The sequence below is a fragment of the Micromonospora haikouensis genome (genome assembly GCF_900091595.1).
GTDB classification, from domain to species: domain Bacteria; phylum Actinomycetota; class Actinomycetes; order Mycobacteriales; family Micromonosporaceae; genus Micromonospora; species Micromonospora haikouensis.
The window spans coordinates 1-23,728 of record NZ_FMCW01000048.1; the positions used below are offsets into that span (position 1 = coordinate 1).

Genomic DNA, 23,728 nt, shown 5'->3' on the forward strand with positions numbered 1-23,728 from the left:
CTAGTGCCGTGACCATGAACGTTGACGGTGTTGGGGTCAGGCTGCGTGGGTGGTGGGTTGGCCCCAGCGTCGTTGGCGTTCGCTGCGGATGCGGGCGCGTTCGCGGCGTTGGGCGGCCAGGACGTCGGGGTGGCGGGCGTTGGCGTTGCGCCAACGTAGGTAGGTCTGCAGCCGACGGGTCAGGACGGTGTGGTTGGGGTGGTTCGAGCCGGCGATGACGAAGGTGCGTAGCGGCCCGAACTGGGCCTCGATCGGGTTGGCCCAGGAGGCGTAGGTCGGGGTGAAGCACAGTTCGACCTTGTTCCGGACCGCCCACCTGCGGATCTTCACGCCTTTGTGTGCGGACAGGTTGTCCAGGATGACGTAGATCGGTGCGCCGTCCGGCCGCGCGGCGCGGATCGACTTGAGCGCGGCGAGGGTGTTCGCGGCGCTCTTGCGGCGGCGCACGACGCCCCAGAGTTGGTCGTCGCCGATGCTGTAGCAGCCGTGGAACTGTCGGACGCCGTGCAGCTTGTGGTAGTTCGCGGGCAACCGGTGTGGGTGCCCGGCCGGTGCCCACCCTGTGCCGGCCTGCGGGCGGATGACCAGGGGCCCGAACTCGTCGAAAGCGAATACCCGCTGCGGGAAGTGGCTGCTCACGTACTCGATCCGGGCGAGCTTGGTGTCCCGCTGCGGGTCGGTGGACTCCTTCCACGTCTTGGTCCGCTGGAAGGTGATCCGGTGCCGGCGCAGGATCTGCCGCAGCCGTTCCCGCCCGATCCGGACCCGGCGAGTCGAGTGCACGCGCAGGTGCTCGGCGAGCTTGCGGATGCTCCACCGGGTGAAGGGCCGCTCCAGCTTCTCGGGGCGGGTGTTGGCCGTCTCGACGATGAACTGTTCTTCGTCAGGACTGATCTGGCGGGGACGGCCACCCGCCCACTGAGGGTCCAGGCTGGCCATCCCCATCTCGTTGAACCGGTGGATGACCTGGCGGATCGTGTCCTCGTCGGCCTGCACCAGGCGGGCGATCGCCGGCACCGTGTTCCCACCGGCAGACGCGAGCACGACCATCGCCCGCCTCAACCGGATCGGCGAGCCGGTACCTCTACGAGTGATCCTCAGCAGCTGCTGACCCTCATGGTCACTGAGCCGCCGAACGCGAACGGGTTCTGCCACCGCCACAGCCTGACCGCAACCACGACGCCCGGCCGGCAGGCCAGACGGCATGTCATCCAACACCGCAAACATTCGTGGTCACGGCACTAGACCATCATGATCCAACGCTCAAGTGCCCAGGGCCAGGGGGCAACTCCCCGCCCCGGCACATAAGACCTGCCGTGGCCCAACTTGGATAAGGGCCACGGGCCTATCCTTGCCGGAGGTGTCGGATGATCATGTTTGCGCAGCGGTCGGCATCGCGGACGATCTCGCCGCCCCAGAAAGACAGCACCGTCCATCCGGCGGCGGCGAGTTCATCGCGCTTGGCTTTGTCGGATGCTTGCCGGTCAGGGGTGTGGTGATGTTGCCACCCGTCGCAGAAAACCGCGACTTTACGTTCGAGCCAGGCGAAGTCGGCGATGGTGACGGGGCGAGGGGTGCCGTCGGTTGAGCCGAGGTCCCCCCATGCGTATTGGGCGTACCCGCGGGGGGCGCCGGCGTTGATGAGGGCTCCGGCGAGGAGTCGTTCGATTGGTGAGCGGGGTAGTCCGATGAACCCGTCGGTGAAGACGGGGATGCGCCGTCCCTCCACGTCAGGCGCACCTGCGAAAGTGCGCAGGAAGTCAGCGGCGAGGTGCCGGTCGAGGAGGTCAGCTTCTACTTGATTGTTGTAGGAGCGAAGGCACGCGTAGCAGGACTGTTCGCAGGAGCAGCCATCGAGGACAGGGACAAGGGTCGCGGCCACCTCGCCGAATTGCTGCGCGAGTTGCCGTAAGTAGCCGGCGCCGCCCGGTACTTCCTCATAGAGAACGGCCAGCCGCATCACGGCCTCGTCGCTGTTTGGGTCGGGGCGCGGCCAGTCGAATCCCGCCACTTCGGCGTTGCCGGCCTGCAGCACTGTACGGCAGCCGAGGTCCAGCGATGCGCGGACGCTAGCGAGAAACGCCGGTAGCTGTGCCGGCGGGATACCGACAGCCTCCATATCCGGCAGCAGCTGGAGACAATCGACCTTGCGTTCGGTCATGAGGACGCTGAGCTTCAGGTCTTGGTTGGTGCACCGCTTGTCGTGTCGGGCGAAGCGCTCTCGCTGTGCCCTGGTCGGTTTGGGTGCCGGCTGCGCTTCGAACCACATGCCGCATCCGGTGCACACCAGGAACTGCTCGGGTGGCATGCCCGGCTGGCTGTTCTGACTGATTCGGCCGCGGTTGAGGACGGTCAAGGCGGCGCCGCGTTCCCATTGCAGCAGGAGACCGGGGCGCTCGAACAACCACGTCTCGGCGGTCATCGGAGCGCCGAGGTGGTGGGTGACTTCAAACGGCCGACGCGAGCGTGCCTCCTCGTCGGCCGTGATCCGCTGGCGCCGCTCAGCGCGTAGCGCCCGCATCGGCACGGTGACCTGCGGCACCAGGTTGAGGTTGTCGCAGGACAGGCACGACGCGGCAGTGTTGTCGTTGACGGTGTCGCAGCGCGGGCAGATGTTCTTGCTCGGTATTGCGCCGGCGCCATCGGCGTTGACAAGGTTCGCGCGGCGCAGGTCGATCTCGTCGACGAACCACTTGGCGCCCCGTGCGTACACGAGCTGACCGGGTGCGTAGTCCTTCAGAGCCTGAACAGAGTCGTGCGACAGCTCCACGCTTTCCCGTTCCAGTGACAAGGTCGTGGTGTCCGTGGGGAACGCGTATGACGGCAGGAAGCCCATCGAGTTCAGGTAGGACAGCACATAGGCGCGGGAGCGGTCGGTGTATCGCATCGCATCCAGGCTTGCCCCGATGCTGGTGATTGCTCGGGTCGCCTCGCGGCCGGGCTTGGCTGCCGCTTGCTGCCACTCCTCCAGAAGGGTCTTCTGGCGAACCCGATACGGCTCGATCGCCTTGTCGAGGTCGGAGACGAAACCGTCGACGACCTGCCGGCACCACGGGAGTGTAAGCCACGGAAGATCGCCGTCGCCGAGGCCACACCTGAATACCTCATGGATCCGGGCGGCGATCTCCTCGGCACGGCCAGACAACGCAGCCTGAACATCTTCGATGTTGAGAAGCTCGCCGGCCTCTTCCTCAGAGACGAGGTCTCGCATCCACAGCGGGAGATCCTCCCCGCACAACTCCAGGGCGAGTGAACGGGCGTGCCGTTGAATAACGCGGGCGTTGTCCAACAAAAACGTAGGTGGCCGGATCGAGCCGCGAATCATCTCCACGGGACGGGCGTAGTAGTAGCTGTCATGAGGCATGGTTCCAGCGAAGGTAACGATGAGCGCCACCCGCTCCTCACGCCGCCCGGCTCGCCCGGCGCGCTGGGCGTAGTTACTCGGGCGCGGCGGCACGTTGCGCAGGATGACCGCGAGGAGCTGACCAAGATCGACGCCAAGTTCCAGGGTCATGGTGCAGACGAGCAGGTTCAGATCACCGGTCTTGAACCGCTCTTCGATCTGTTCACGCATCTCCAGAGGCACCTGCCCGGAGTGTTCCTCGGCCTTAACCACGAGGGGGTCGTCACCGCATGCGAGCTGCCGCTCGTGGTCGGAGGGGTCGCCGTCCCATGGTTGCATCACGCCTTTGCAGTTGTAGGTGGAGCACCTGGCTCGCGGGGAAGGGCCGGGCTGTACCGCGCGGCAAGCCAAGCACCGGCGCAGCGTCTCCGACGGTGGCCGGACCTCGATGGCTTGAGGTTCTACCTGCCGTAGTCGCACCTGTGCTTTGCCGGTTCCGACCTGAACGTCATTGAGTAGCCGGTGTCGTATGAGAAGCTCCATGGCAGCCTTGATGGTCCGCTCGATGGCATCCGGCGTGGACACGGAAAAGACCTTGCGGACCATGTTGCCCAGCGAGCTGCGGTAGCTCATGCTGATCGGCTGCGTGCCGGGAATCTTGACGGCTGTCTCGCCGAGTCCCGCAACTGGGGCACCGAGACGTACCGTGGCGCCGGCATCGATCAGGTCGGCCTCTGTCTTGGCGTCCAGCCGGGCGCGGAGCAGTTCGTGGCCAACCGCCCTGCGGGTCCGCGCGAGGTCCAGGATCCGTGCGAGGAACCACCGCGCCCCGCTCTCGTCGGCGCCGGTGTGGGCAAACAACGGGTCGAGGTCGTCTGTGGTTAGCGCGTCGAGGCCGGGATAGCCGACGCTGATCAGGCCGAGGCGTTCCAGCGTTGGTGGGCGCCGCTCGTCGTTGGCGACCTCACCGAGCACGTCCCACTCACATACCCGCAGCACCCGCTGCCGAGCGTCAGCCCCGACTGGGTCGTCATACAGGCCGGCAGCCTGTCCACGGCGGAACACATCCTCTACAAGGCCATTGAAGCTAGCCGGCGGTTGGCCCCGGCGCTGACGGTCGCGTACGGCCTCGACGATGAATCGCCGTACCTGGATTGCACGGGACCGTGCCCGGATGTATCCGGCCTGGAAGGCGGTGTCTTGCCGGGAGTCGGCGAAGACCAGCAACCGGCGAAGTTGCTCGTCGTCGCTCTGCCCGGCCAGGCCGCTGTGCAGGCTGAACGCGGTCGCGGTCACCGCCGCAGCGGTCCGCGCAGTGAACCCCTCCACCGCACCCGCGCTGCGCCCGTACCCGCACACCGGACACCGGGTTAGCTCTTTACCCGCGTCGGGTACAGCGACGATGACCTCCCGCATCGCCGCTCCGCAGCCCTGACAGTAGCTACCATTGCCGGCCTTCCCACAGCGCACGCAGCGCAAGCTCGGATACCAGTCGGGGCTTCGCGGGTCCGGATCCTGGACCGGATCGGTGTGCAGCCGACGCGCCAGGTACCGCACCACGGGCCCATCCGGCTCCGCCCGCTCCAGGTCGTAGTCCTGCCCGCAACCCAAACACACCCCAAGCGGGAAGGTCGCCTGCGCCTCACACCCGTCCCGGTGGCACACCGTCGCACCGTTGAACAACAGGTGCTCACCATCGCCAGTGCAGCGCATCAGCCGCGGCAGACCACGCAGGAAGAGGTGAACCTTAGCCTCCAACACCGGCGGTCCTGCCGGGGTGTGGGTACTGGCACCCAACAGCAGCCAGCCGGCCACCTCGTCCCGCAGATCCTCGACAGTGACACCGGCACGCTGCGGCAATGCAGCGAGCACGGCTTCGAGCTCCGCCACGGTACGCGGCTGGGCCAGCTCCGCTCGCAACAGGTCCACCACGGGGCTGTCTTGTGGGTCGCCCAACAGGGCACGCAGCCGTTGCATGTTCCCACCGTCGACCAAGGCGGCCCGCAACGCTGCAGCGTCCGGTGCGGCGCCAATCCGGGTCGGATCGGCGATGGGCGCTGGCACCGGTGTTTCCTCGACGATGCCATCGACATCTAACGGCGCAGCGAACAGGGCGGACGCGAAGGTGGCCGTGCGCCGTAGGTCCGCGTCGTGATCTCCACCCGCGCTAACTGTTGCGGACAACCCGACGCAAACCAGGCCCTCCTCCGAGTCGACGTGCCCACGCAGCCGCCGCACCAGACAGGCGATCTCGGTGCCGAGCGCGCCCTGATAGGTGTGGATCTCATCGAGAACCAGGTGACGCAGTACGCCGGCGCCGAACAACTTGCGGTCCTCACGCCGGGTGAGGATGAACTCCAACATGGAGTAGTTCGTCAACAGAATGTCCGGCGGGTTCTCTTGCATGTCGTCACGCTTATGCTGCGGGGTCGCCCCGGTGTAGACCCCGTACCGAAGGCCCAGGGCCTCACACGCAGTACGCACGCGGTCTTCCTGGTCGTTGACTAGGGCGTTCATGGGATACAGGGCAATTGCCTTCACGCCCGGCCGGTGCCGCGTCCGGTACGCGTGAGCGACCACGGGGACCAGGAACGACTCGGTCTTGCCCGAGCCGGTTCCAGTGGCCACCAGGGTGTCCCTGCCCGCCGCGATCCGCTCGACCGCACGCACCTGATGCGTGAACAATCGATCCACCTGCGGAAACGCCCGCACCAGCTCGGGTGGCAGCCCGATCCGGCCAACAAGTTCGTCAAGCGTCTCGTCGAGCTGAAACCGCGGCTGCACCGACAGATACGGCCCCCGCCACAACAGCGAGTCCTCATCGGTCAGCCGTTCCAGCCTGCTCTTCAATCCCTGGTCAGCGACCGGGTAAGTCGTCCAGGTGAACCGCCGGTAGTCATCCCGCAGCCGATCGGCCAGCTCCAGCGGGTTCATCAGGCACGACCTCCAACGCTCACATTACGAAATGCCGGCAAAGCCGAGGGCTCCCGCAGACACGCCTTCCGCAGCGGAAGGCGGCTCCACGATCACACGTTGAGGGTAGCCCGCACCACCGACAACAACAGTCCGCGAGGCGGCCTGGTTCACTCGGCCAAGGCGGCGAAGTACTGCCGCACAAGGTCCTTGTAACCCTCATCCGGGCGTACCGGGCTACTCTCCGCGCTCTCACTCTGCCTGAAGTCCGCCAAGATCAGCTCCAACTGTTTCCTGTCGAGCCCGTAAAGGAATGCCACACGGGCGTCTAGATCCGCCCGGAGCTTGCGTTCCTCGTCCGGCACCAACGGCCCACATTCCACGTTAAGAACCTCGGCAAGTTCCGCGAATTCCGGCGCACGACAGATCAAACGCGCCGAGAGCTGGACCACCTCAAACCCTGGTCCGCCTTCCAGGGGGATGTCGGCAACGGGTAGAGTTCCGATGACTGATTTGGTGACCGAGCTTGCAACCTTGCGACGCACGATAAAATCGATGACCAGGCTGTTCAGTAGCGCGATTACATATACGAGCGCCCGGGAATTGAGAACGGTTCGATACCCGCCGAAGGAATGATCGAATGCCGATCTGTAAAAGAAATGGAGCTTGTGTGAAACCGCGGTGCCGGGCGGAAGAACCGCTGCGATAAGCGTTCTTTCATCGGTGGCTCTCGCCACTTCACGGAAACAGATTCGATATTGATCAAATGGAGACTCAAGTCCGCCTGAGCGCATGTTCTCGTCTGCAAGGACCCGTTCACCGCGGCGACGGCGGCGCTGGCGTGGATCACCCCTGAGCTGGGCACGCTTCATCGCGCGCTTCAGCAGCGCAGTTTCTCCTTCTGGCTCCCTTAGGAAGTATGTCGGCTCTGAGAAGTTGTGCACGAACTGGTGAATGTGCTTGCCTTCCCGCAACGGAGCCCCGGACCCATCGGCTGCGAAGTAGGCGCGGTCGTCCTTGATATTGAACTCTCTGCCCCATTGGATGGACCAGCCACCGACTGCCATCGGGTCCAGGAAGAGTGGTCGATTGCCGTAGAGGACGGTAATGAGGTCGAGTAGCGCAGGGTCTCGAATGTCTGGAACCGAAAGATTCTCCGGGTCTAGAGCAGCGAGTGTCGCGCGAGCTATGGGCAATGTGCGGGTTTCCAAGTCCAAGAGATGTTCGACCGTCGACACGCCGCTCGTGAAGCGCAATGGATCTGTTGAGCCGCCCTTCTTGGCTACGAGAAGGAGGAATTGCTCGCTGCGATGAATTGGGAAGATTCCGTTGATGTTGTCGCAAAGGACGAACCAGTCAACATCGCAGTGGTCGAAGAGTTCCCTGCGGTGGTCTGCGGTGGCGGCGCCCGCAGCGACACCGGAATCGATGGTCACGCCAATCCGGCCATGAGGAGCCAGTAATGCGAGTTCGCGTTCGAGAAAGACCCGATAGTAATTGAATGCTATACCGTGACTGTAGAGCATTCGATATACGCCAGACTCTTTGATGAACCTCTTTGTGCCGTTAAGTTTGCGTTCGTCGCCGACTCTAGCGTCCTTGACATCCTCCCGCTCCGAGAGTTGTGCCTCATGTTCAGCCCTCTCGTCACCCCGCTTAAGCAGAGAGTATTTTGGATCAAACCTCCCATAGAACTCGGCGGACTTGAACAGAATCCCCTCCCAAGGAGGGTTGCCGATGATGGCGTCGAAACCGGCATCCGGCCGCCAGGTTCCGCTTGCATCGAAGAAGACCTCCGGGAATTCGATCTCCCAGTGGAATGGGCGGATCTCCTCACGGATATATGCAGCGACGCGGTGGCGTAGGTCTGCGACGGTGGGATACATCGACGGTTGGTTGTGAGCAATCTGGATTCGTCCTTGTCGCCACCCACTAGCATGGCGGGCGAACTCGGGAAGGAAGAACGGGGCGACCCACCAGTCGCCGAGGGCGCGTAGGCGGGTGAAGTCGTCGCCCTTGATGAGACGGGCGAACCTCTTCTCTTTGGCGCGCACGTGGAGCCGGTCTTCGGACGGGGCCTCGGCCAGTGCTCGGCGGACGTTGATGATGGTCGTGAGATCTGGCTCGTCGATGTCGAAGAGACTCTCCTGATATTCGCTGAGGCTTGGACCGCTGTCCCGATTGCTTTGGGCAGGCAGCGGCACGCCCTCCCATGTGGCGATCGAGGCGCCAATGACGCTGTTGCCGCAGCGGAGATGCGCGTCGAGGAAGGACAGCGGCTTGCCGGATGCGGCGGTTGCCAGCCAGAGGGAGACCTTCGCTAGGTCGACGGCCATGGGGTTGAGGTCGACGCCATAGATGCAGCGTTCGACGATGAGGCGTCGATAGGCGGCGCGTTCGGCGTCGTCAAGCTTGTGGTCGATGTCTTCGCCGGCACGCGCGAGGGCTTCACCGTAGGCTTCGGTGAGTTGGTGCACTGCGGGTACAAGAAACGCGCCGGAGCCCATCGCCGGATCGCATACCCGTAGATTCAGGATCTGCTCCGGGGTGGCGTTCTCGACCAGTGGGCGCAGGGTTTCCACCACGACGAAGTGTGCGAGTGCCCGCGGGGTGTAGTAGGAGCCGGATCCCTTGCGTTCGCCGGTGGCCCCGAACTGGTAGAAGGTGCCCGTCGGGAGTTCGTCGAGAATCTCGGCGTTCTGGGGTACCTGGTCGGAGTTAATGACTTGTTCGATGGCGCTTTGCCCGCGCCCAACCCGTACCACCGCCTTAGGCGATTCGGCGATGTGGGGTTCGTATGCGAGGAGCCCTTCGTAGACGCTGCCGAGTTGCTCGACGCCGAGTTCCCGGTAGTTGATGGGGCGACGGCCCACGGTGTCGCGGCGGTTGATACTCCGGGTGGGTTGCGTGAAGGCAAGGGCATCGATGGCGGTGCGTACAAACGTGTCGCCAACGGTCAGGTTCGGGTGATCGAGAATCGGGCACTGTTCGATGTCGAAGAGGCCGCCGTTGAATCCGGTGATCTTAAGCTCTCCAGCGTCGGCGCCTTCGCGTAGCAGGCCCCATTGGGCGCGGAGTGCCTGCCATAGGTGGCCGCTGTCGGGTTCCCAGACGGTGCCGGGGTCGGTGATCTCGACGCGTAGGCGGCGGAGGGAGTATCCGCTGTCGTATACCGGGGTGCCAATTGGGAGTAGGCCGCGATCCTCGGCGTAGGAGACGAACAGCAATCGGTAGGCGATGCGCAGCACGTCGGCGAACAGGTCTCGGGCTGAAGGGTCTGGCACGCCGCGACGGCGCAGATCCGCCAGCGCGCCGTTGGCAATCGCCGCGATGGCGATGCGGACACCGCCGGACAGGTTCTCGCTGACCCGGGTCGCGGCCTGGAGGCTCGCCTGCTCGACCGTGTCCCACAGGGTCGCACCAGTGTGATCTGGGGTGAACGCCTCGGGACGCAGCAGCGCCCAGATGACCTTCCATTCATAATCGTCGCCCAGTTCCGCGAGCCCGGCCAGATCGATGGCGAGGTAGTTCGCTTCGCCGCCCAGGCCGGGATCGCGTCGGATGACCCGCAGCTCGGTGCCATTGGTCACCAGCACGGCCGGTAGCGTGCCGCCCCGTACACAGACTTCGGCCTGGCGCTGCGGGCGGAGCTTGCCGGCGCGCCGCCCGGTCGGGGATGCGTCCAGGTGCTGTCCGGGCGGGGTGACTAGCACCCAAGCCCGTTCGACCTCAGCGTCGTCGCATCCGGGCAAAGGCTCGTCCAAGCCATTGGCTCGGGAGACAAACCGCCATCCGAAGCATGCAAGCCAGCCGAGAATGCGAGCGCGAGCTTGCCCAAGCGGAGTGGTCTCGTCAATGTCCGCGGCAAGGCGGCGCAGCTCCTTGCGCGCGTGCCGGAGGTCGTCGGTGGCCTCAGCGCCGATGCGAGCATGCTGCTCGCGTAGAAACAGGGCCGGGTCAGCGAGGTAGTAGGTGGACAGTGCCGTCCCCGTGACGGTGATGTTCAGCACGAGCCGACCTCCACGCATAGCATGCACCCGACTGGTTCTGGGTCGGCCACGTTGGCGATGCCGAAGCCGCGTTGCAGGGCATCGCGGCGGCGGTTGAACTCCTCCTCCACGATCTTTTCGGCCTCGTCGATGGTGTGGAAGGCGCCGTGGCCGGCGTCGGCGAAGATGCTGAGCTGGACCGCGTCACCGAACCCGGTGGCGAACCGTCGCCGTGCCTCGGCGAGTTCGGCCTGGCGCCACCGTTCCAGGTCTGCCGCGAGCCGATTCGCGTCGGCGGCCAGCTGGGTGCGGATTTGCCGCGCACGTTCCGCCAGCCGTCTTGCTGCTTCTCCCATGGCGGCGTGTCTGGCAGTGGCGAACCCGTCGGCCAGTTTCTTCCGGGCCTGTGAGACCGAATCGTCGGAGCTGTACGCGGGGCGGGCACGCAGCAGCTTGGCGTCTGCGGTCTCATCGCGGCTCGGCGTGCCGGGCGTTCCATCGTCCAGACGGGGTACAAACACCGGGATCAGCGGTTCCTCCAGCAGGCGGCCGTCGTCGGCCTGGATGCGCCCCGTCGCGGTGAACAACCAGCCGCTGCCGGTGCCAGCGACCGGGCGCACCGCTACCCGGTCCTCGGCCCGCGCGTCATACAGGCGGGTGCGCACGCGTTGCAAGACGGCTCGCACCAAGGGATGTACCGGGGTGAGGAAGGCGACGCCACGGTGGTCGGGGTCCAGGGCGACCGCCCGTAGGAACGTGGCAGGAAACGGTTCGGCAGGAACGTGAGGGTACTGGGCCAGCAGCGGGCCAGGCGTGATCGTCATGATCCTGTCGCCGCCACGGATGTGACCGCCGCACTGCCGTACGACCGAGGCCACCAGCTCCCGATACTCGTCGAAATCCGGCAGGATCCACGAGGCACGCTGCCGGGAGTTGGTGGTCTCGGCCTCGGCCTGCCTTTCATCCGGCAGGCTACGGAGCACCTCGAGGGCCCCGCTGGTGGACAGGTAGTCACGGACCTGCTGTGCTGCTCGCTCCAGGCGTGCCTCCAACTCCTCCAACGGCAGGTCCTCCAGCAGGGCGTCAATCACGTCGCTTTGTCCACCGACGCCGAGCACGTCACTGCTGGAGCCAAGCTGCCGGGCGATCTCGGCCAGCTTCTCCCGAAGTCGCTGCAAGATCTCCTCATCGCGGGTGTCTGCAAGATATAGGTAGGAAATCTCTACAACGTTGACCTGCCCATAGCGGTCCACCCGGCCATTGCGCTGTTCCAACCGGTTGGGATTCCAGGGCAGCTCGTAGTGAACGACGACGTGGCAGGCGTCCTGCAGGTTCAGGCCCTCACCGGCGGCGTCCGTGGCCAGCAGGATCGCGCCGGGTGTGTGTGCGAACGTCTCCAGCACCTCGCGGCGCTTGCGCAGCGGCAGGCTGCCGTCGATACGCAGGATCGGCCCAAGCCCAAGATGCTCCTCTAAGTAGTCCAGGGTGTCGCGGTACTCGGTGAACACGATGACCCGATCACCACGACGCCCTACCCGAAAGCCCTCCAACCAGCCGTGCAACCGGCTCAGCTTGCTGTCGTCGGCCGGGGTGACGGCCTCCACCAGCTCCAGCAGCGTTCCTACCATCCGCTGCTCCTCGCGTAGGTCATCCTCCGGTAGGTGCGCAGCGACGCCGGACAGCGCCAGTTCCTCCGTCTCCCACAGGTCACTCTCAGTAAGGGCAATGTCACCGCGGTACTGCTGGAGAGCCTCCAGCCGGTGCCGCCCAGCGCGATCGAGCTTCGCAACGCCGAGGTTCGCCGCCCGCCGCTGCAAGCTTGTCCGCAGCGCATGAGGACTCGACAGCGCACGCTTCCGCAGCACCTCCAACGCGAACGCTTCCACGTGATAGGAGTCTGTGTCACGCAGAGCACGCAGCACCCGCTTGCTGTGCCCACGTAGCCGTCGGTGGATCTCCTTCTCCCGCGCGGTTGGCGCTACCTCGATCGGCTGCGGCGGGTTGCGGCGGCTGATCGGCTGCGCCGGATTCCCTCGCGCCACGTCGTCTTTCAGCCGGCGCACGACATACGGCTTGACCATCCCCGGATCCAGCCGGCCATCATCGGCTGCCAGATGCACTGACAGCAGTTGCAGGAGGCTGGCGAAGGACTCCGGGTAGCCGTTGTGCGGTGTGGCCGACAACAAGATGAGTTCCCGGGCGTGATCAGCAAGCGTGCGGGCCAACCGGCTACGGTCGGTCGCCGTGGAGCGACCTTCACCCGCGTAGGCCCGAGCCACGTGGTGCGCCTCGTCGATGATCACCACATCGAACGGCGGAGCAGCCTGGATAGCCGTGAGGTTGGTCTTCAGGTAGTCGATCGACGAGACCGCGAACGGTGCAGCGGTCCACGGGCTTACGGTTGTTGGATAGCTGCGCCGCAGGTCGAGCCACTTGCGGCTGTCAACCTTGGTGAACTCAAGATTGAACCGGAAGCGCATCTCATCAACCCACTGGTCCTGCAGACCCGCCGGACAAGCGATCAACACCCGGTCGGCTCGGCCACGCCGTGCCAACTCCATGAGGACCAGACCCGCCTCGATCGTCTTACCAAGACCGACGTCGTCAGCGACCAGCAGCCGCACCTTTGGCTGGCGCATCGCAGCAAGCACCGGGACGAGCTGGTAAGGCTCCACATCAATACGGCCATGCTCCACCGCGAGCAGGTCCGCTCGGCCGTGCGCCATCGTCAGCGCGAGCGCGTTGTGCAACTCGCTCAGGCGCACCGGATTACCGACCTCAAACCGCAGCTCGGTGGCGGGCTCTAGACGCAGCGTCGGTTCAAGCCCCGCCACGACCGTCAGACGGCGCGGCCCCGGTCGCCCGTCAGCCCGCCGAAGATCGAGAAGCGCCTCGGCGCCGGCGCCCTTAACGCCCTCGACCTCCCACAGGCGGTCCCGCAGCCGCACCCGCATCCCGCGCTCGAACATCCCGACAGCTCCTCGCCCCCACCGGCTAACCAACGAAGAGTACTTAGCGTGCCACCCCCGTCAACTCACAGGCGGGAACACAACGCTGCGGCTGTCCGGAACGACCTCGGCCGTTCGCCTTGCCCGTCAGACGCCGCTCAACGAGCCCGTCGACCGGCGTCGGATGCGCCTCAAACTACCCCGGCCTGGCGGGGATACGTTTGCACCGTCGAGCGCGGTTACTTAGGCCGACCGTCAGCGAACAAAGCCGCGTGCGGAACCGCCAGCCCGCAACCGCCATGGCAGCTCAAACACGAGGTCAGCCCCCACATCCACCCAGCTCACCCCAGGCAATGCCACGGTCGAGCCATTCAGGCTTATCCCTAGCCGGGGGCACGTCACAGAACTACAACAGCGGAACGTGGTCAATCGAAACCTGATCGTAGAAGCCGCCTTCACGCTTGGCTAACAACGTGAGGATGCCACGGCCGATCGGCAATACGCCCAGCGCAAGGTCGAGCGCGCCGTCGAGCAGGCGGCAGCGCGCAGACGACAGCAGCCAATGCGTCACAGGTGGCTTCTACCAGTCGAGCGGCTTGCCGTCGGCGAACAGGCCGCCAGTCGGTCCGTCAGGTGGCAGGGTGGCCAGCCACACAGGCGTGTCGGCACCTTCGTCCGGCGTCCGGTCGGTCTCGCCGTACGCCATCCTGGTGTTCATGCGACCAGGCGAGCATGCGTTGACCAGGATGCCGGTGCCGGCGAGTTCGGCCGCGAGGACCCGGGTCAGCGCGTTGAGGGCCGCCTTGGACACGCGGTAGGAGACGTTGGTGTCACCCATGGTGGCGAGTGAGGCAAGGTGGCTGCTGATGTTGACGATGCGGCCGTAGCCGTTCTTCCTCATCTCCGGCACGGCAGCGACGCAGCAACGCCAGGCGCCCAGCAGGTTGGTGTCCAGGGCGCTGCGGACCCGCTCGAGGTCGGGGCTCGCTGCTGTCTGGCCGCGGTCGATGGCGATGCCGGCGTTGTTCACCAGCACGTCCAGCCGGCCGTGTCGCTTTGCGGTGTCGGCGAAGGCACACGCCACGCTGGCCGGGTCGTTGACGTCGAGTTGGTGGCCGTTGACGGATAGCCCCGCCTTCGCCAGGTCGGACACCACACGGTCGACGGAATACTCGTTTCGGCCAGCGAGCACCACGTGCAAGCCTTGCTCGGCCAGCTTGCGGGCGATGGCTGCGCCGAGCCCACGGTTGGCGCCGGTCACTACGGCGACCTTCATGTCGTCAGCCATGATCAGACCCCCAGGGTAGCGAGCTGATCATCGAGGGCGCGAGCGCGCGGGTCGGTCTTGGTGAATGGAAGCCGGTGCCGCGCTCGAACGACGCGTCGCAGATTCCGTTCTGATGGTGCCTCACGGATCAGCGGTATCGCCTCCGCGACGAGCGATGCCGCGTGGTCGGCGTCTCCGAGTTGCGTCTGAGCCGACGCGCGGCGGATCACGTAGGTGGCCCGGTCGCGCACCTTGGTGGCTGGAACCAACCGCAGCGTACGGCTGAAGTACCCGTCGGCTTCTTTCGTTCGCCCCAGATCCAGGTAGCAGGTTCCGACCTGGGCGTTGAGTTCGGACTCGTCGAAGTATCCGAGGAAGGCGGGCTCTGTATCGGTCGACGTTACGCGATCAAACTCGGCGTCGGCTTGTTTGAGAAGGCGTTCGCATGCCGTGCTGTCGCCGATCGCTGCGTGAGCCCTGGCCTCCCGTGGCGCCAGCATCGCTGCGACGCGTGGGGAGACCCCTTTAGCGCCCTCGTGGGCGCTTCGCGCCAACTCCAGCGCTTCTCGGGGGCGGTCGAAGTCGTAGCACTGTAGGCTCATCGATTTGATGATATTGGCTTCCAGCAGGCGGTCGGCGGCGGCGTGTGCGGCGTGGAGTGCGGCGTGCCAGTAGCGCTGCGCCGCTGCGTGCAGGCCAGCGTCAAACGACGCCCAGCCGGCCATCCGGCCGAGTTCTGCCGCCAAGGCGTACAGTCGCTGACCTACCACAGCCGTGTAGGCGGATCGGTCAAGGACATCCACCACCATGCCGAGTTCGGCGTGGATGAGGGTCCGAGCTTGGTCACCGCCCCGGGTCGCCTCCAGGAAGCGTAGTCGCGGAAGGCCCTCTTCCATCCGTTCGACCAGGTCGGCGGTGACCTGACCGCCTCGCAGGACGGCAACGAGTTCTCGGGGTTCGATGGTCAGCCACACTTCGGCGATACCAGCCAGGGGCATACCCGTGATCTTCATCTTACCGACGCAGGTACGCGTCGATCTCGTCCCACACCGGCGAGTCCAAGTCGGCCAGCGCGGTGGCACGTAGCGCGGCATCTGCCTCACGCTCTGCCCGGCCCCGCTGCCGGCGCAGCCGCTGCTGGTGCCGCGAGCGTCTGCACTGCCATATCTGCTGCGGTGGCAAGGTGGCGTACCACTTCTTCAGGTAGTTCACCGAGCCCGAGGCCCGCCGTGGTGGCGATGCGGCGCAGGGCGGCATGCTGGTCGGCGGTGATGCCTTGCAGGGGTTCGCGGAAGCCGAGGATGTCGCGGGCGGCGTAACCGTCGGCGGTGTCGATGGCCTGTCGCGCGGTGTGGTGCAGAAGTCGGGTCGCCAGTTCGGGCTGGGTCGCGTTGGCCAGGATGGCTCCCGCGAGTCCAAGCCGCGCGCGGTAGGACGCGTAGTTCGATGCCGTGATGGGAAGGGCGAGCCGCTCCGTCAGCACGGTGAGGTGCTGGGGCTTGGCGGGACGGGCCGGCGTTGCACACATGAGGCTGAGGCAGGCGGCGACCTGTTGCTCCCACGGTTGGGTGAGCGCGCTTTCCGTAAGGACCCTACGGCCGTACTCAGGGTCGCCCTGAAAGCACGCTGCGATGATGACGGCCTGCCGGCCCTCCATCAGGTGAGCACCGATGCCGTTGTGACTTCGCGCGTGCTCGGCTGCCTCGTCCCATCGTCCGTCCAAGGCCAGCACGCGCGTGCCTTCGCTGATGAGTTGAAGCCAGACCCACTGGCGGAGCATGCGTCGTTCGGCGCGATCACCGACGAGGTTGGCGGTGGGCAGGGTGCGGTCGCCGACAACCAGGTCGATGTTTCTGGTGACCGCTTCATGCATGGCCTCCATGAGTCGCAACGCCGGCGCGCCTTGTTCTGCGCGGATCTGCAGGCGGGCCAGGTTGAGGACGGGTTCGAGCATGTAACGGGCTTCCAGGACGGTGAGAGGACGCGCTAGTCGAAGGTAGGCGTCGATGTGCTGCCAGCAGATTCGTCTGGCGAGGTCCGGCAGTCCGGCGTCGCTGGCGATGAGGGCGGCCTTGTTGAGTGCGTGCGCCGCGTCGGCCATGCCGTGACCGGGTTTCCGTAGTGCGGCGTTCGCCGCGTCCGTGATCTCCTTCATGCGTAGGGGCAGGGCTGGGCAGTCGGGGCGGGGGCGGCCGAGGAGCGGGAAGCGGCGCGCTGCGGCGGCGACGGTGTCGTGGTGCACGATCAGCTCCCGGGCAGAATGGCGGTGGTCGCCGCACGCGCAAGGATGCCCTGCGCATGGGCGGGCAGGGCGAGCCGGTTCCAGTGGAAGATCACAATCTGGGCGAGGACCGCCCGGATGCCCCGGCCGAGGCGTCCGCTGGCGGCAGCCAGGCCGAGTTTGCGGCCAGCGTCCGCGAATGCTGTTTCCCAGCCGCAGGCGACGGTGAGCGGTCCGTCGGGGGCGAACAGTGCCGTGCGGGCCTCGTCCGGAAGCGCGAGCAGGGGTCGCATCCGCGTGGCAAGGTCCGCGACGCGTGACGACTCGGTGGCCGCAGGTGCGGGACGCATCTGGGCTACCCGGTCGAAGACGTCTGCGGCTTCGAACCAGTCCAGGCCGGCGTGGTGCTGGAGCGTCCGCAGCAGCAGTAGCGACAGTTCGCGACGGCCGATCGGTGGTGGGTCGTGCCCGGCGTAGGCGAGGACGCCGCGACTGTCAGCGCAGAACAGTTCGTGCACGATCGCGGTGGCGGACAGCCCGCCGAACGCGGCCGGCTCGGGCTCGTAGATGCCCGGTTCCCAGCCCGCAATCACTCCTACAGCGGCGAGGTCGTCGAGGAGCGCACCGGCTGCGTCGTGGTCGGTCGTGCGGATCCTGATCCGCCAGCTCGGGTGTTTGCGTAGGAACCACCAGGATGCTCGGTTATCACCGAGCCGGTCGAGCTGTGGGCCGATCCGTGTCCGGAAGACGGCCTCGGCGGTGGCCCAGTCGATTGGCCGGATGCGCGCCTGGAACCAGGCGTTTTCGTGGCGGATCTCCAGGGCGGCGATGCCCCCGGCCCGGTACGTCTGGACGGCGGTGTCGAGTTCGTCCGGGGCGATACCGGCGGCTGCGGCTGTCGTCTCCAGCGCGGCCCCGGCGAGGACGGCTTCGACGAGGGCGACGACCGCGGCGGGCGCTCCGGTGGTCAGACGATCAGCAGACATGCGTCCCACCTGGTCCGGGGTGGCGCGGCGGTGCGGGCGGTCTCCATCGCGAGGAGGTGGCCGGTGCGACCGGTCAGGAAGCCGTCGTCCGGGTCGGGTTCGTGGCGGGTGAGGCGTTCGGTGAGGGCGGGCAGCCGTGCGGCGATGTCCGGGGTCTTCGCGTCGGCGGCGGCCCGGAGCACGGTGTGGTGGAGGCCGGCCAGACCGTGGCAGACCCCGGGTTCGGTGAGCCGGTCGAGTTGCTGGTCGTTCAGGCAGGCCGCGAGTACGGCCTCGGCGTCGGCCTGCCGGGCGGCGTGGTTCGTGGCCATGGCGGCGAGTTGGAGGGCGCGGGCGATCCCGGGCGCTCCGTAGCACCATGAGGGCCTGCCCGGTCCGGCCTGGGTGGGACGGCCGGTGCGGAGCTGGTCGCGGGTGAGCCACTGGGGCCACCACGATCCCTGGGCGACGTCGTCCTGCCGCCAGCGGTCGAACCAGGCGCACAGGCGCTCGATCGCCTCCGTCTGGCCGCGAACCTGGTGGCCCGCCCTGTCGGCGAGGGCGAGCAGGGAGAGCAGGCCGGCTGCGCCGTGGGCCATCCCGAGGTTGGCATGGCCTCCGGGGGTGGGCAGGGTCGGGTCGGGGTCGTGGTCGACCCACCAGCCGGGTAGTCGCTGTCCGTCGTGGGTGCGGGGTCGGGTCAGTCGCGTGATGTACGTCAGGAGGTCGCCGAGTTCGTCGGCGTCGGGCAGGTGGCGGAGCAGCAGGGCTCCGGTGCCGACGAGGCCGTAGAAGATGTCGTACTCGGCGAACGTGCCGGGCTGGCCGCGTCGGAGGCGGTCGTCCGCTGCGGTCAGCCGCTGGCGGACGAGCCGCCGCACGTGGCGGGTGAGGCGCTGACGCGCGGCGGCGTAACGGTCGCGGCCGTCGGCGGTCGCCGCGTTGAGCAGGAAGAGGACGGCGGGTGCGCCGTGGTAGAGGCCGGTGTGCCTTCCGGCGTCGATGGGGCTGCTCGTGGCTCGGGTGACGAGGTGGTGTGCGGTGGTCCAGTCCCCCGCACCGTTCAGGGCACGTTCGATGGCCAGGAGCGCGGGGCCGACGGCGCCGGTCGCGAGGGACTGTTGGCCCGCTCCGGAAACGGGGGTGCCGGTGGGCCCGGCGGTGGCCGTCATCGCGGAGCTGCCTGTGCCAGGCAGCGCATCGCCGCTGCTCGCGCGGCGTGATTGGTCCTGCGCTCGAAGTCGGGATCGACGCCGACCGCACGAATGTGGTGCTCGTGCAGCAAGGTCCGCAGCACGCTCACGGGGTCGCGCTGTGGCAGCAGGCAGTCGTGGTAGGCGCGCACGGCGAGGTCGCGGGTCTGCCAGGTGTCCGCGACGGCGTCCCCGCCGGGCAGGGCTCTCAGGCTCTGATGGTCGCCGGCGGGGTCGGCCAGGCGACGGGCCAGGTCGGTGAGCGTGCGCTCGGCTGGTTCGGTGGCTTCGCGGAGGCAGGCCAGCAGCGCCCGATAGCCCAGGTGGGGACACGGGGCGAAGGCTGCGGCGAGTCGCGCCATCGACGCGGCGGCGAGCGCCTGCGCCGGGATGCCGGCCAGGTCGGCGGTGCGAAGTTGCGCGATAGCGGCGGCGGTATCGGCGGCGAAGACCTTCTCGGCGGCAAGGAGGGCGGGGCCGTGGCCGTAGCGGGCGGGATGCTGGTGATAAGCGGCGAGGACGAGTTCGGCGGGCAGACTCTGAGCCGCCAACCCGTTGGCGAACTCCGCCAGGATGGCGGCGGCGGGTCCGTACGCGCCTGGTTCGCTGAACCGGAGGAACAGGGACAGGTGCTGGTCGGCCTCGACGCGGATGGTGTCGCGGTGCCGCCTGAACCACCAGCGCCGCAGACCGAGGCCGATGAGGTTGTCGACCAGCTTCGGCAGGTGCGCGGTGAGCAACTGGTCGGTGCGGGCCGGGTTGCCAACCAGCCGGGCGTGGACGATGGTGGACGCTCCGGGCCGGAAGGTGTCGCCGGGTGGGGCGGTGACCGGCGGCGTGCGCTTCGGGACCGTGGTTAGGGTCATCGAGGTGAGGAACTCCGCAGGTCGGCCTGCGGTCCATCCGTAACCGTCGGGCGGGGCATCTTCTCGTAGCTCGAGCCGACCGGCACGGATCAGCCGGGCTCGCAGGAGGGCACGGTCGAGCGGTCGGCTGAGGTCGAGGGGCAGGCGAAGCTCGCCGTGGCAGGCCACCACCCGGTCCGGTACGCGCCACTGCTGCCGCCAGGCGGCGAGGGACGTTTCCCACCGGCCCGCAGCCGGCTCGTCGCCTCGCGGGTCGACGGAGGCGAGATCGGCTCCGGCGAGCAGCCAGCGCGCCGGGCTCAGGATGATGCGGCCGTACCGGATACGGGGAAGGTAGGGCAGGTTGCGCGCGGCTGCGCCGTGGTCGAGCGGACCGAAGACGACGCTGCGGGCGTCGGCGACCTCGGCGAGGAACCGCGCCAGGGGCGGGGTCTGCACGGTGGTGTCCAGGGCATGCGGGATGTGCGGGACGACGCGCCGACCGGTCGGCCAGTGGACGAGGTACATCTGTTCGGCGTCGGCGGTGACGGCGAGGTCGTCCACGGTGACCGTCGGGCCGTCGGGATGCTCGGACAGGGACAGCACGTCGGGCAGGAGTGTGCCGACGCGGGTGACGTTCTGGTTGTGCGTGCGGCGGGGTGGGAACGACAGTTGGACCGGGAACGCCGGGTCCGCGTCAGAGGCATGGTGGGCGTAGGACGCGGCGATCTGCGCCTGTTCGGCAGGGTCGAGAAGGTAGGCGAACCGCCCGACCATGCTGGTCGGCGTTCTGGGGGCGGCCGTGATCCGCAACTCGTAGTCTCCACGGTCCACCTTCTCGGCGCTGGCCGCGTACACGGCGAAGCCCAGTTCGAGCCGGCAGGGCGGGACTGCGGTAGCGTGGTTACCTACGGTGAGTGCGTCGACGTCGGCATCGGTGAGGCGGATCTCGTCGGTGCCGTCGAGGGTCGCCTTCTGGATGAGCGCGGCCAGGCGTACATCACGCTCGGTCAGCATCCGCCAGGCCGGACGTGCTCGGGGTGCGCCGAGAAAGCCGGCGGGATAGCCGAGGCCGGAATCTGCGACCAGGTCGCGGACCGGCACCAGAGCTCCGGCGCCGTACCGGTCACGGAACCGGGCGTGGTAGTCCAGCCAGGCGACGGATCCGAACGGCTGAGTGGTCAGGCGGAGCAGCAGTTCGGCGGCGAGCGCCACCTCGTCGAGCACCCGGGACGGAATGCTGATCTTGGCGTCGAGCCGCAGGTCGACGGCGAGCTGGTGCTCGGCGTCGGGTGCCAGCGTCGCCATGGCCCTGATCGCTGCGGCCCGGGTCCGCGCCGCCTCGCGGGGATCTGCCAGCGCATTGTGTCGCGCGATCAGCTCACCGGCCGCCTTGAGCCAGTCGAGGATCGGTGCCACCGCGCTCAGCTCGGCGGCCCCTGCGGCATCCAGCACGTCGATGACATGGGCCAGGCCGTCCGCGGCGGTCATGGGCGGGCGGAGGCTGGTGATGAGGAAGCCGCCGCCCACGAGGCCGTGCAGCATCGCCCCGATCGTTGCGGGAGCCGCGTGGGGCATCTCGTGCGCGATCCGCGCGGCGAGCTGAGGAAAGTGGATCGGCCGCGCCGCGTGGGCAAGGGCCAGCCGTACGGCCCGGTTGTTCGTGGTGGAGGTTTCGCGGGGTGGTCCAGGCGAGCGCTGGCCCGGCAGCGGCCGGGCGGCGACGATGACGCGGCCATCGCGCACGAACCTTGCGCTGTCGGCGACCACGGTCAGCCGTCGTTGGAGATCGGGGTCGGACTCGAGGCTGTCGACGACGTGCGTCAGCCATTCACCGTCGACCCGTGCCGCAGCGCGGTGCCTGTCCCCGATCGTTGCCGCCGCCGGGCCGACGGTCGCTGTGGTGACGGCGGCGAACAGTCCGAACGGCGTCGTTCGGCGTTGCCATCGCAGCAGATAGGAGGCGGTGGCGAGGACCGCGCGGCGGACGGCGGCGGCTGTCGCTTCGGCGGCCCTGGGGGTGAGGAGTTGGCTGACGCGTGCGGCGAGGCCGGGGCTGGCCATCGAGATGGCGTCCCGGACGTCAGGGCGTGTCCACCGGTTGGCCAGCCAGGCGAGGCCCTCACGCGCGGGCGCTGCCGGGCCGATGAGGGCGGCTGACGGTCCGGGGCCGAGGTCGCCGGGATCGGTGCTGGCCCGGACCAGTACCAAGCCGGTTGGCTGGTACCTGGCGTGCTCGGGCGGCATGGGGTGCCTCCTGGCGGGGGATGGGGAGAGGGGCGCCGGAGCCCGCAAAGCGCGGGCTCCGGCGGTAGGTGGGCGCGGTCAGGCGGGGTCGTACGACGAGGTGTTGCACGCGCTGGTGCTGCAGGTGCTTCCGCAGCCGTCGCTGGTGCTGCACGCCATGACGACCAGCGGCGTCGTGGCCTCGATGACCCGCAGGTCGAGCGCGAAGTCGTCGTCGGTGACGACGTCGGCGTCGGCCGTGGGGGCGTCGAGGACCGCAGTCGGCGGGGCCATCGACATCACTCTCCTCAGCTGGAAGGGTTGGGTGGTGCCACCTGGTCTAGGGCCAGGAGATCGTGACGACGCCGTGCGTCTTGTCCATGACGGGGGCGTCGGCGGAGATGAGCGAGGGGTCGCTGCCGACGGGCCAGTAGTGGAAGGTCGGTTCGGTGTGGCGTCCGTCGCGATCCCAGGCCTGGATCTGTTCGACCATGGAGGCAGCGGCTCGCTGTCCGTCCGGGCCGTAGGCGCGGGCACCGAACTCCGCCCCCTCGCCCTCGGCAGCCGGGCGCACGGCCAGGTAGGCGAAGCCCGCCCCGGAGACGACGCCGAAGGGGAACCAGCGGCGCTCAGCGGCCAGGTCGGTTCCCTCGTCCGGGGCGATCCGGCAGAAGCCGGGGAGGAACCACGCGAACCACAGGTGCAGGTCGGCGAACGAGACGCCGTTGTCGATCGTCACGCCCGACCAGCGCTCGACGCGCTCCGTCGCCAGGACGCCGTCGAGCCGGCTGATCTCACGGGGGGCACCGGAGTCGAACGAGAGCCGGACGTTACGCCCGTTGCCGTCGGGCAGGAGGAACACCCGATCGGGGTGCCGACCGTCGCCCTGCATCGGCACGAAACCGGCGACCTCCGCCGACGTACTGGAGAGGTGCTCGGACGCCCGGCGGAACCCGATCGTCCTCGTGACACCGTTCATGATCAGCGGCAGGACGAGCACGCCCGGATTCCGCAGTTGGTCGAGCAGGGCCGGGGGGATGTCCCAGGCGCCCACCGTGACGATGACGGCGTCGAAGGGACCCTCGCCCGGCACACCGTGCTCGGCGTCGGCGACCAGGACCCGGACCCGGTCGCCGTAGCCGTTCTGTTCCAGCAGCGTCGTCGCGCGGGCGGTGACCTCCGGGTCGATGTCGACGCTGACGACCCGTCCCTGTGGACCGACGATCTCGGCGAGGTACGCGGCGTTCAGGCCACCCGAGCCGACCTCCAGCACCGTCATGCCGGACCGCACCTCGGCCTGTTCGAGCATCCGCGCCTGGATGTAGGCGGCGGACACCGAGGAGATCGCCACGCCGTGCTCGTCGCGTTTGGTGACCACCGAGTTGTCGACCCCGTAGGCAACGGTGAGATCGGTGCCGTCGGGCATGAACCGCTCACGTGGCACCCGGCGGAACGCCGCCTCCACCGCTGCGGTGGCGATCTTGCCTCGGCCGCGCAGCTCGTCCACCAGCACGGCGCGCAGGTCGGCCGCCCGGTCGGCACCGTCATGCGTGTCAGCCACCTGGATCACTCGGTACTTCCTTCTTCTCGGGTGCCGGGCACCTTCCGTCGTGGTGCACCAGCGTCGCGGACCGGATCGCCGGCTGCACCGGGCCGGAGAACCCGGGTGCGTCGTCGGTCGCTCCTCACACTCTGGCCCGGACGAGCGGCCGGGTGAACGCACGCCATGCGGACGAACCACGTGTCCGCATACCCGGATACGGGCACGGCGGCGCGACGCGGGACCGCCATGCGCGTGAGCCCGGCGAGCCACGCGCG

13 protein-coding genes are annotated in these 23,728 nt (G+C 67.7%); all 13 read right to left on the reverse strand.

All coding sequences use genetic code 11. The features are described 5' to 3' along the window. Positions 1-36: 36 nt before the first annotated feature. The 13 genes from GA0070558_RS30435 to fxlM all read right to left on the reverse strand — a co-directional run bounded on the left by GA0070558_RS30435 (position 37) and on the right by fxlM (position 23,471). Positions 37-1,155: an IS630 family transposase gene (locus GA0070558_RS30435; protein ID WP_218107115.1), complete on the reverse strand. Its 1,119-nt coding sequence runs from the start codon at positions 1,153-1,155 to the stop codon at positions 37-39. A 190-nt stretch (positions 1,156-1,345) separates the two neighbouring features. Beyond that, the gene (locus GA0070558_RS30440) at positions 1,346-6,277 is read right to left on the reverse strand and encodes a DEAD/DEAH box helicase (protein WP_091286299.1); all 4,932 of its coding nucleotides are present in this window, start codon (positions 6,275-6,277) and stop codon (positions 1,346-1,348) included. Between the two features lie 149 nt (positions 6,278-6,426). After that, on the reverse strand, positions 6,427-10,266 hold the full coding sequence (locus tag GA0070558_RS30445) for an Eco57I restriction-modification methylase domain-containing protein (RefSeq protein ID WP_091286302.1): 3,840 nt from the start codon (positions 10,264-10,266) through the stop codon (positions 6,427-6,429). Further along, entirely contained in the window at positions 10,260-13,214 is a 2,955-nt protein-coding gene (locus GA0070558_RS30450) for a helicase-related protein (protein WP_091286305.1), read from the reverse strand. The genes GA0070558_RS30445 and GA0070558_RS30450 overlap by 7 nt, the downstream gene beginning before the upstream one ends. Before the next feature lie 385 nt (positions 13,215-13,599). After that, on the reverse strand, positions 13,600-13,764 hold the full coding sequence (locus tag GA0070558_RS33700; protein ID WP_176734449.1) for a hypothetical protein: 165 nt from the start codon (positions 13,762-13,764) through the stop codon (positions 13,600-13,602). A 9-nt stretch (positions 13,765-13,773) separates the two neighbouring features. After that, positions 13,774-14,481 carry an SDR family oxidoreductase gene (locus GA0070558_RS30455; RefSeq protein ID WP_091286308.1) on the reverse strand — a complete coding sequence of 236 codons (708 nt, stop codon included), beginning with the start codon at positions 14,479-14,481 and terminating at the stop codon, positions 13,774-13,776. Positions 14,482-14,483: 2 nt separating this feature from the next. After that, positions 14,484-15,554 carry an NsdA family TPR-like regulatory protein gene (locus GA0070558_RS30460; protein WP_500862225.1) on the reverse strand — a complete coding sequence of 357 codons (1,071 nt, stop codon included), beginning with the start codon at positions 15,552-15,554 and terminating at the stop codon, positions 14,484-14,486. Between the two features lie 5 nt (positions 15,555-15,559). Continuing rightward, positions 15,560-16,702, reverse strand: a complete 1,143-nt coding sequence (locus GA0070558_RS30465; protein ID WP_091286312.1) for a hypothetical protein — start codon at positions 16,700-16,702, stop codon at positions 15,560-15,562. A gap of 2 nt (positions 16,703-16,704) precedes the next feature. Then, on the reverse strand, positions 16,705-17,667 hold the full coding sequence (locus GA0070558_RS30470; protein WP_091286315.1) for a thiopeptide-type bacteriocin biosynthesis protein: 963 nt from the start codon (positions 17,665-17,667) through the stop codon (positions 16,705-16,707). Beyond that, positions 17,649-18,818: a lanthionine synthetase C family protein gene (locus tag GA0070558_RS30475; protein ID WP_091286319.1), complete on the reverse strand. Its 1,170-nt coding sequence runs from the start codon at positions 18,816-18,818 to the stop codon at positions 17,649-17,651. Before GA0070558_RS30475 ends, GA0070558_RS30470 begins: the two co-directional genes overlap by 19 nt. Beyond that, positions 18,815-21,931 (reverse strand): lantibiotic dehydratase, encoded by a 3,117-nt coding sequence (locus GA0070558_RS30480; RefSeq protein ID WP_091286321.1) that lies wholly within the window; start codon positions 21,929-21,931, stop codon positions 18,815-18,817. The genes GA0070558_RS30475 and GA0070558_RS30480 overlap by 4 nt, the downstream gene beginning before the upstream one ends. Before the next feature lie 78 nt (positions 21,932-22,009). After that, on the reverse strand, positions 22,010-22,204 hold the full coding sequence (locus tag GA0070558_RS30485; protein WP_228986292.1) for an FxLD family lanthipeptide: 195 nt from the start codon (positions 22,202-22,204) through the stop codon (positions 22,010-22,012). A 46-nt stretch (positions 22,205-22,250) separates the two neighbouring features. Beyond that, complete coding sequence (gene fxlM, locus GA0070558_RS30490; RefSeq protein WP_256092218.1) at positions 22,251-23,471, reverse strand: methyltransferase, FxLD system; 1,221 nt, start codon at positions 23,469-23,471, stop codon at positions 22,251-22,253. Between the last annotated feature and the right edge of the window lie 257 nt (positions 23,472-23,728).

Bases quoted from the DNA above. Each gene is read 5' to 3' on its own strand.
- GA0070558_RS30440 (WP_091286299.1), bottom strand. From the start codon at position 6,277: ATGAACCCGCTGGAGCTGGCCGATCGGCTGCGGGATGACTACCGGCGG.
- GA0070558_RS30450 (WP_091286305.1), bottom strand. From the start codon at position 13,214: ATGTTCGAGCGCGGGATGCGGGTGCGGCTGCGGGACCGCCTGTGGGAG.
- GA0070558_RS30455 (WP_091286308.1), bottom strand. From the start codon at position 14,481: ATGGCTGACGACATGAAGGTCGCCGTAGTGACCGGCGCCAACCGTGGG.
- GA0070558_RS30460 (WP_500862225.1), bottom strand. From the start codon at position 15,554: ATGCCGCGCTACGTGCCACCGCGCTGGCCGACTTGGACTCGCCGGTGT.
- GA0070558_RS30470 (WP_091286315.1), bottom strand. From the start codon at position 17,667: ATGTCTGCTGATCGTCTGACCACCGGAGCGCCCGCCGCGGTCGTCGCC.
- GA0070558_RS30475 (WP_091286319.1), bottom strand. From the start codon at position 18,818: ATGACGGCCACCGCCGGGCCCACCGGCACCCCCGTTTCCGGAGCGGGC.
- GA0070558_RS30480 (WP_091286321.1), bottom strand. From the start codon at position 21,931: ATGCCGCCCGAGCACGCCAGGTACCAGCCAACCGGCTTGGTACTGGTC.
- GA0070558_RS30485 (WP_228986292.1), bottom strand. From the start codon at position 22,204: ATGGCCCCGCCGACTGCGGTCCTCGACGCCCCCACGGCCGACGCCGAC.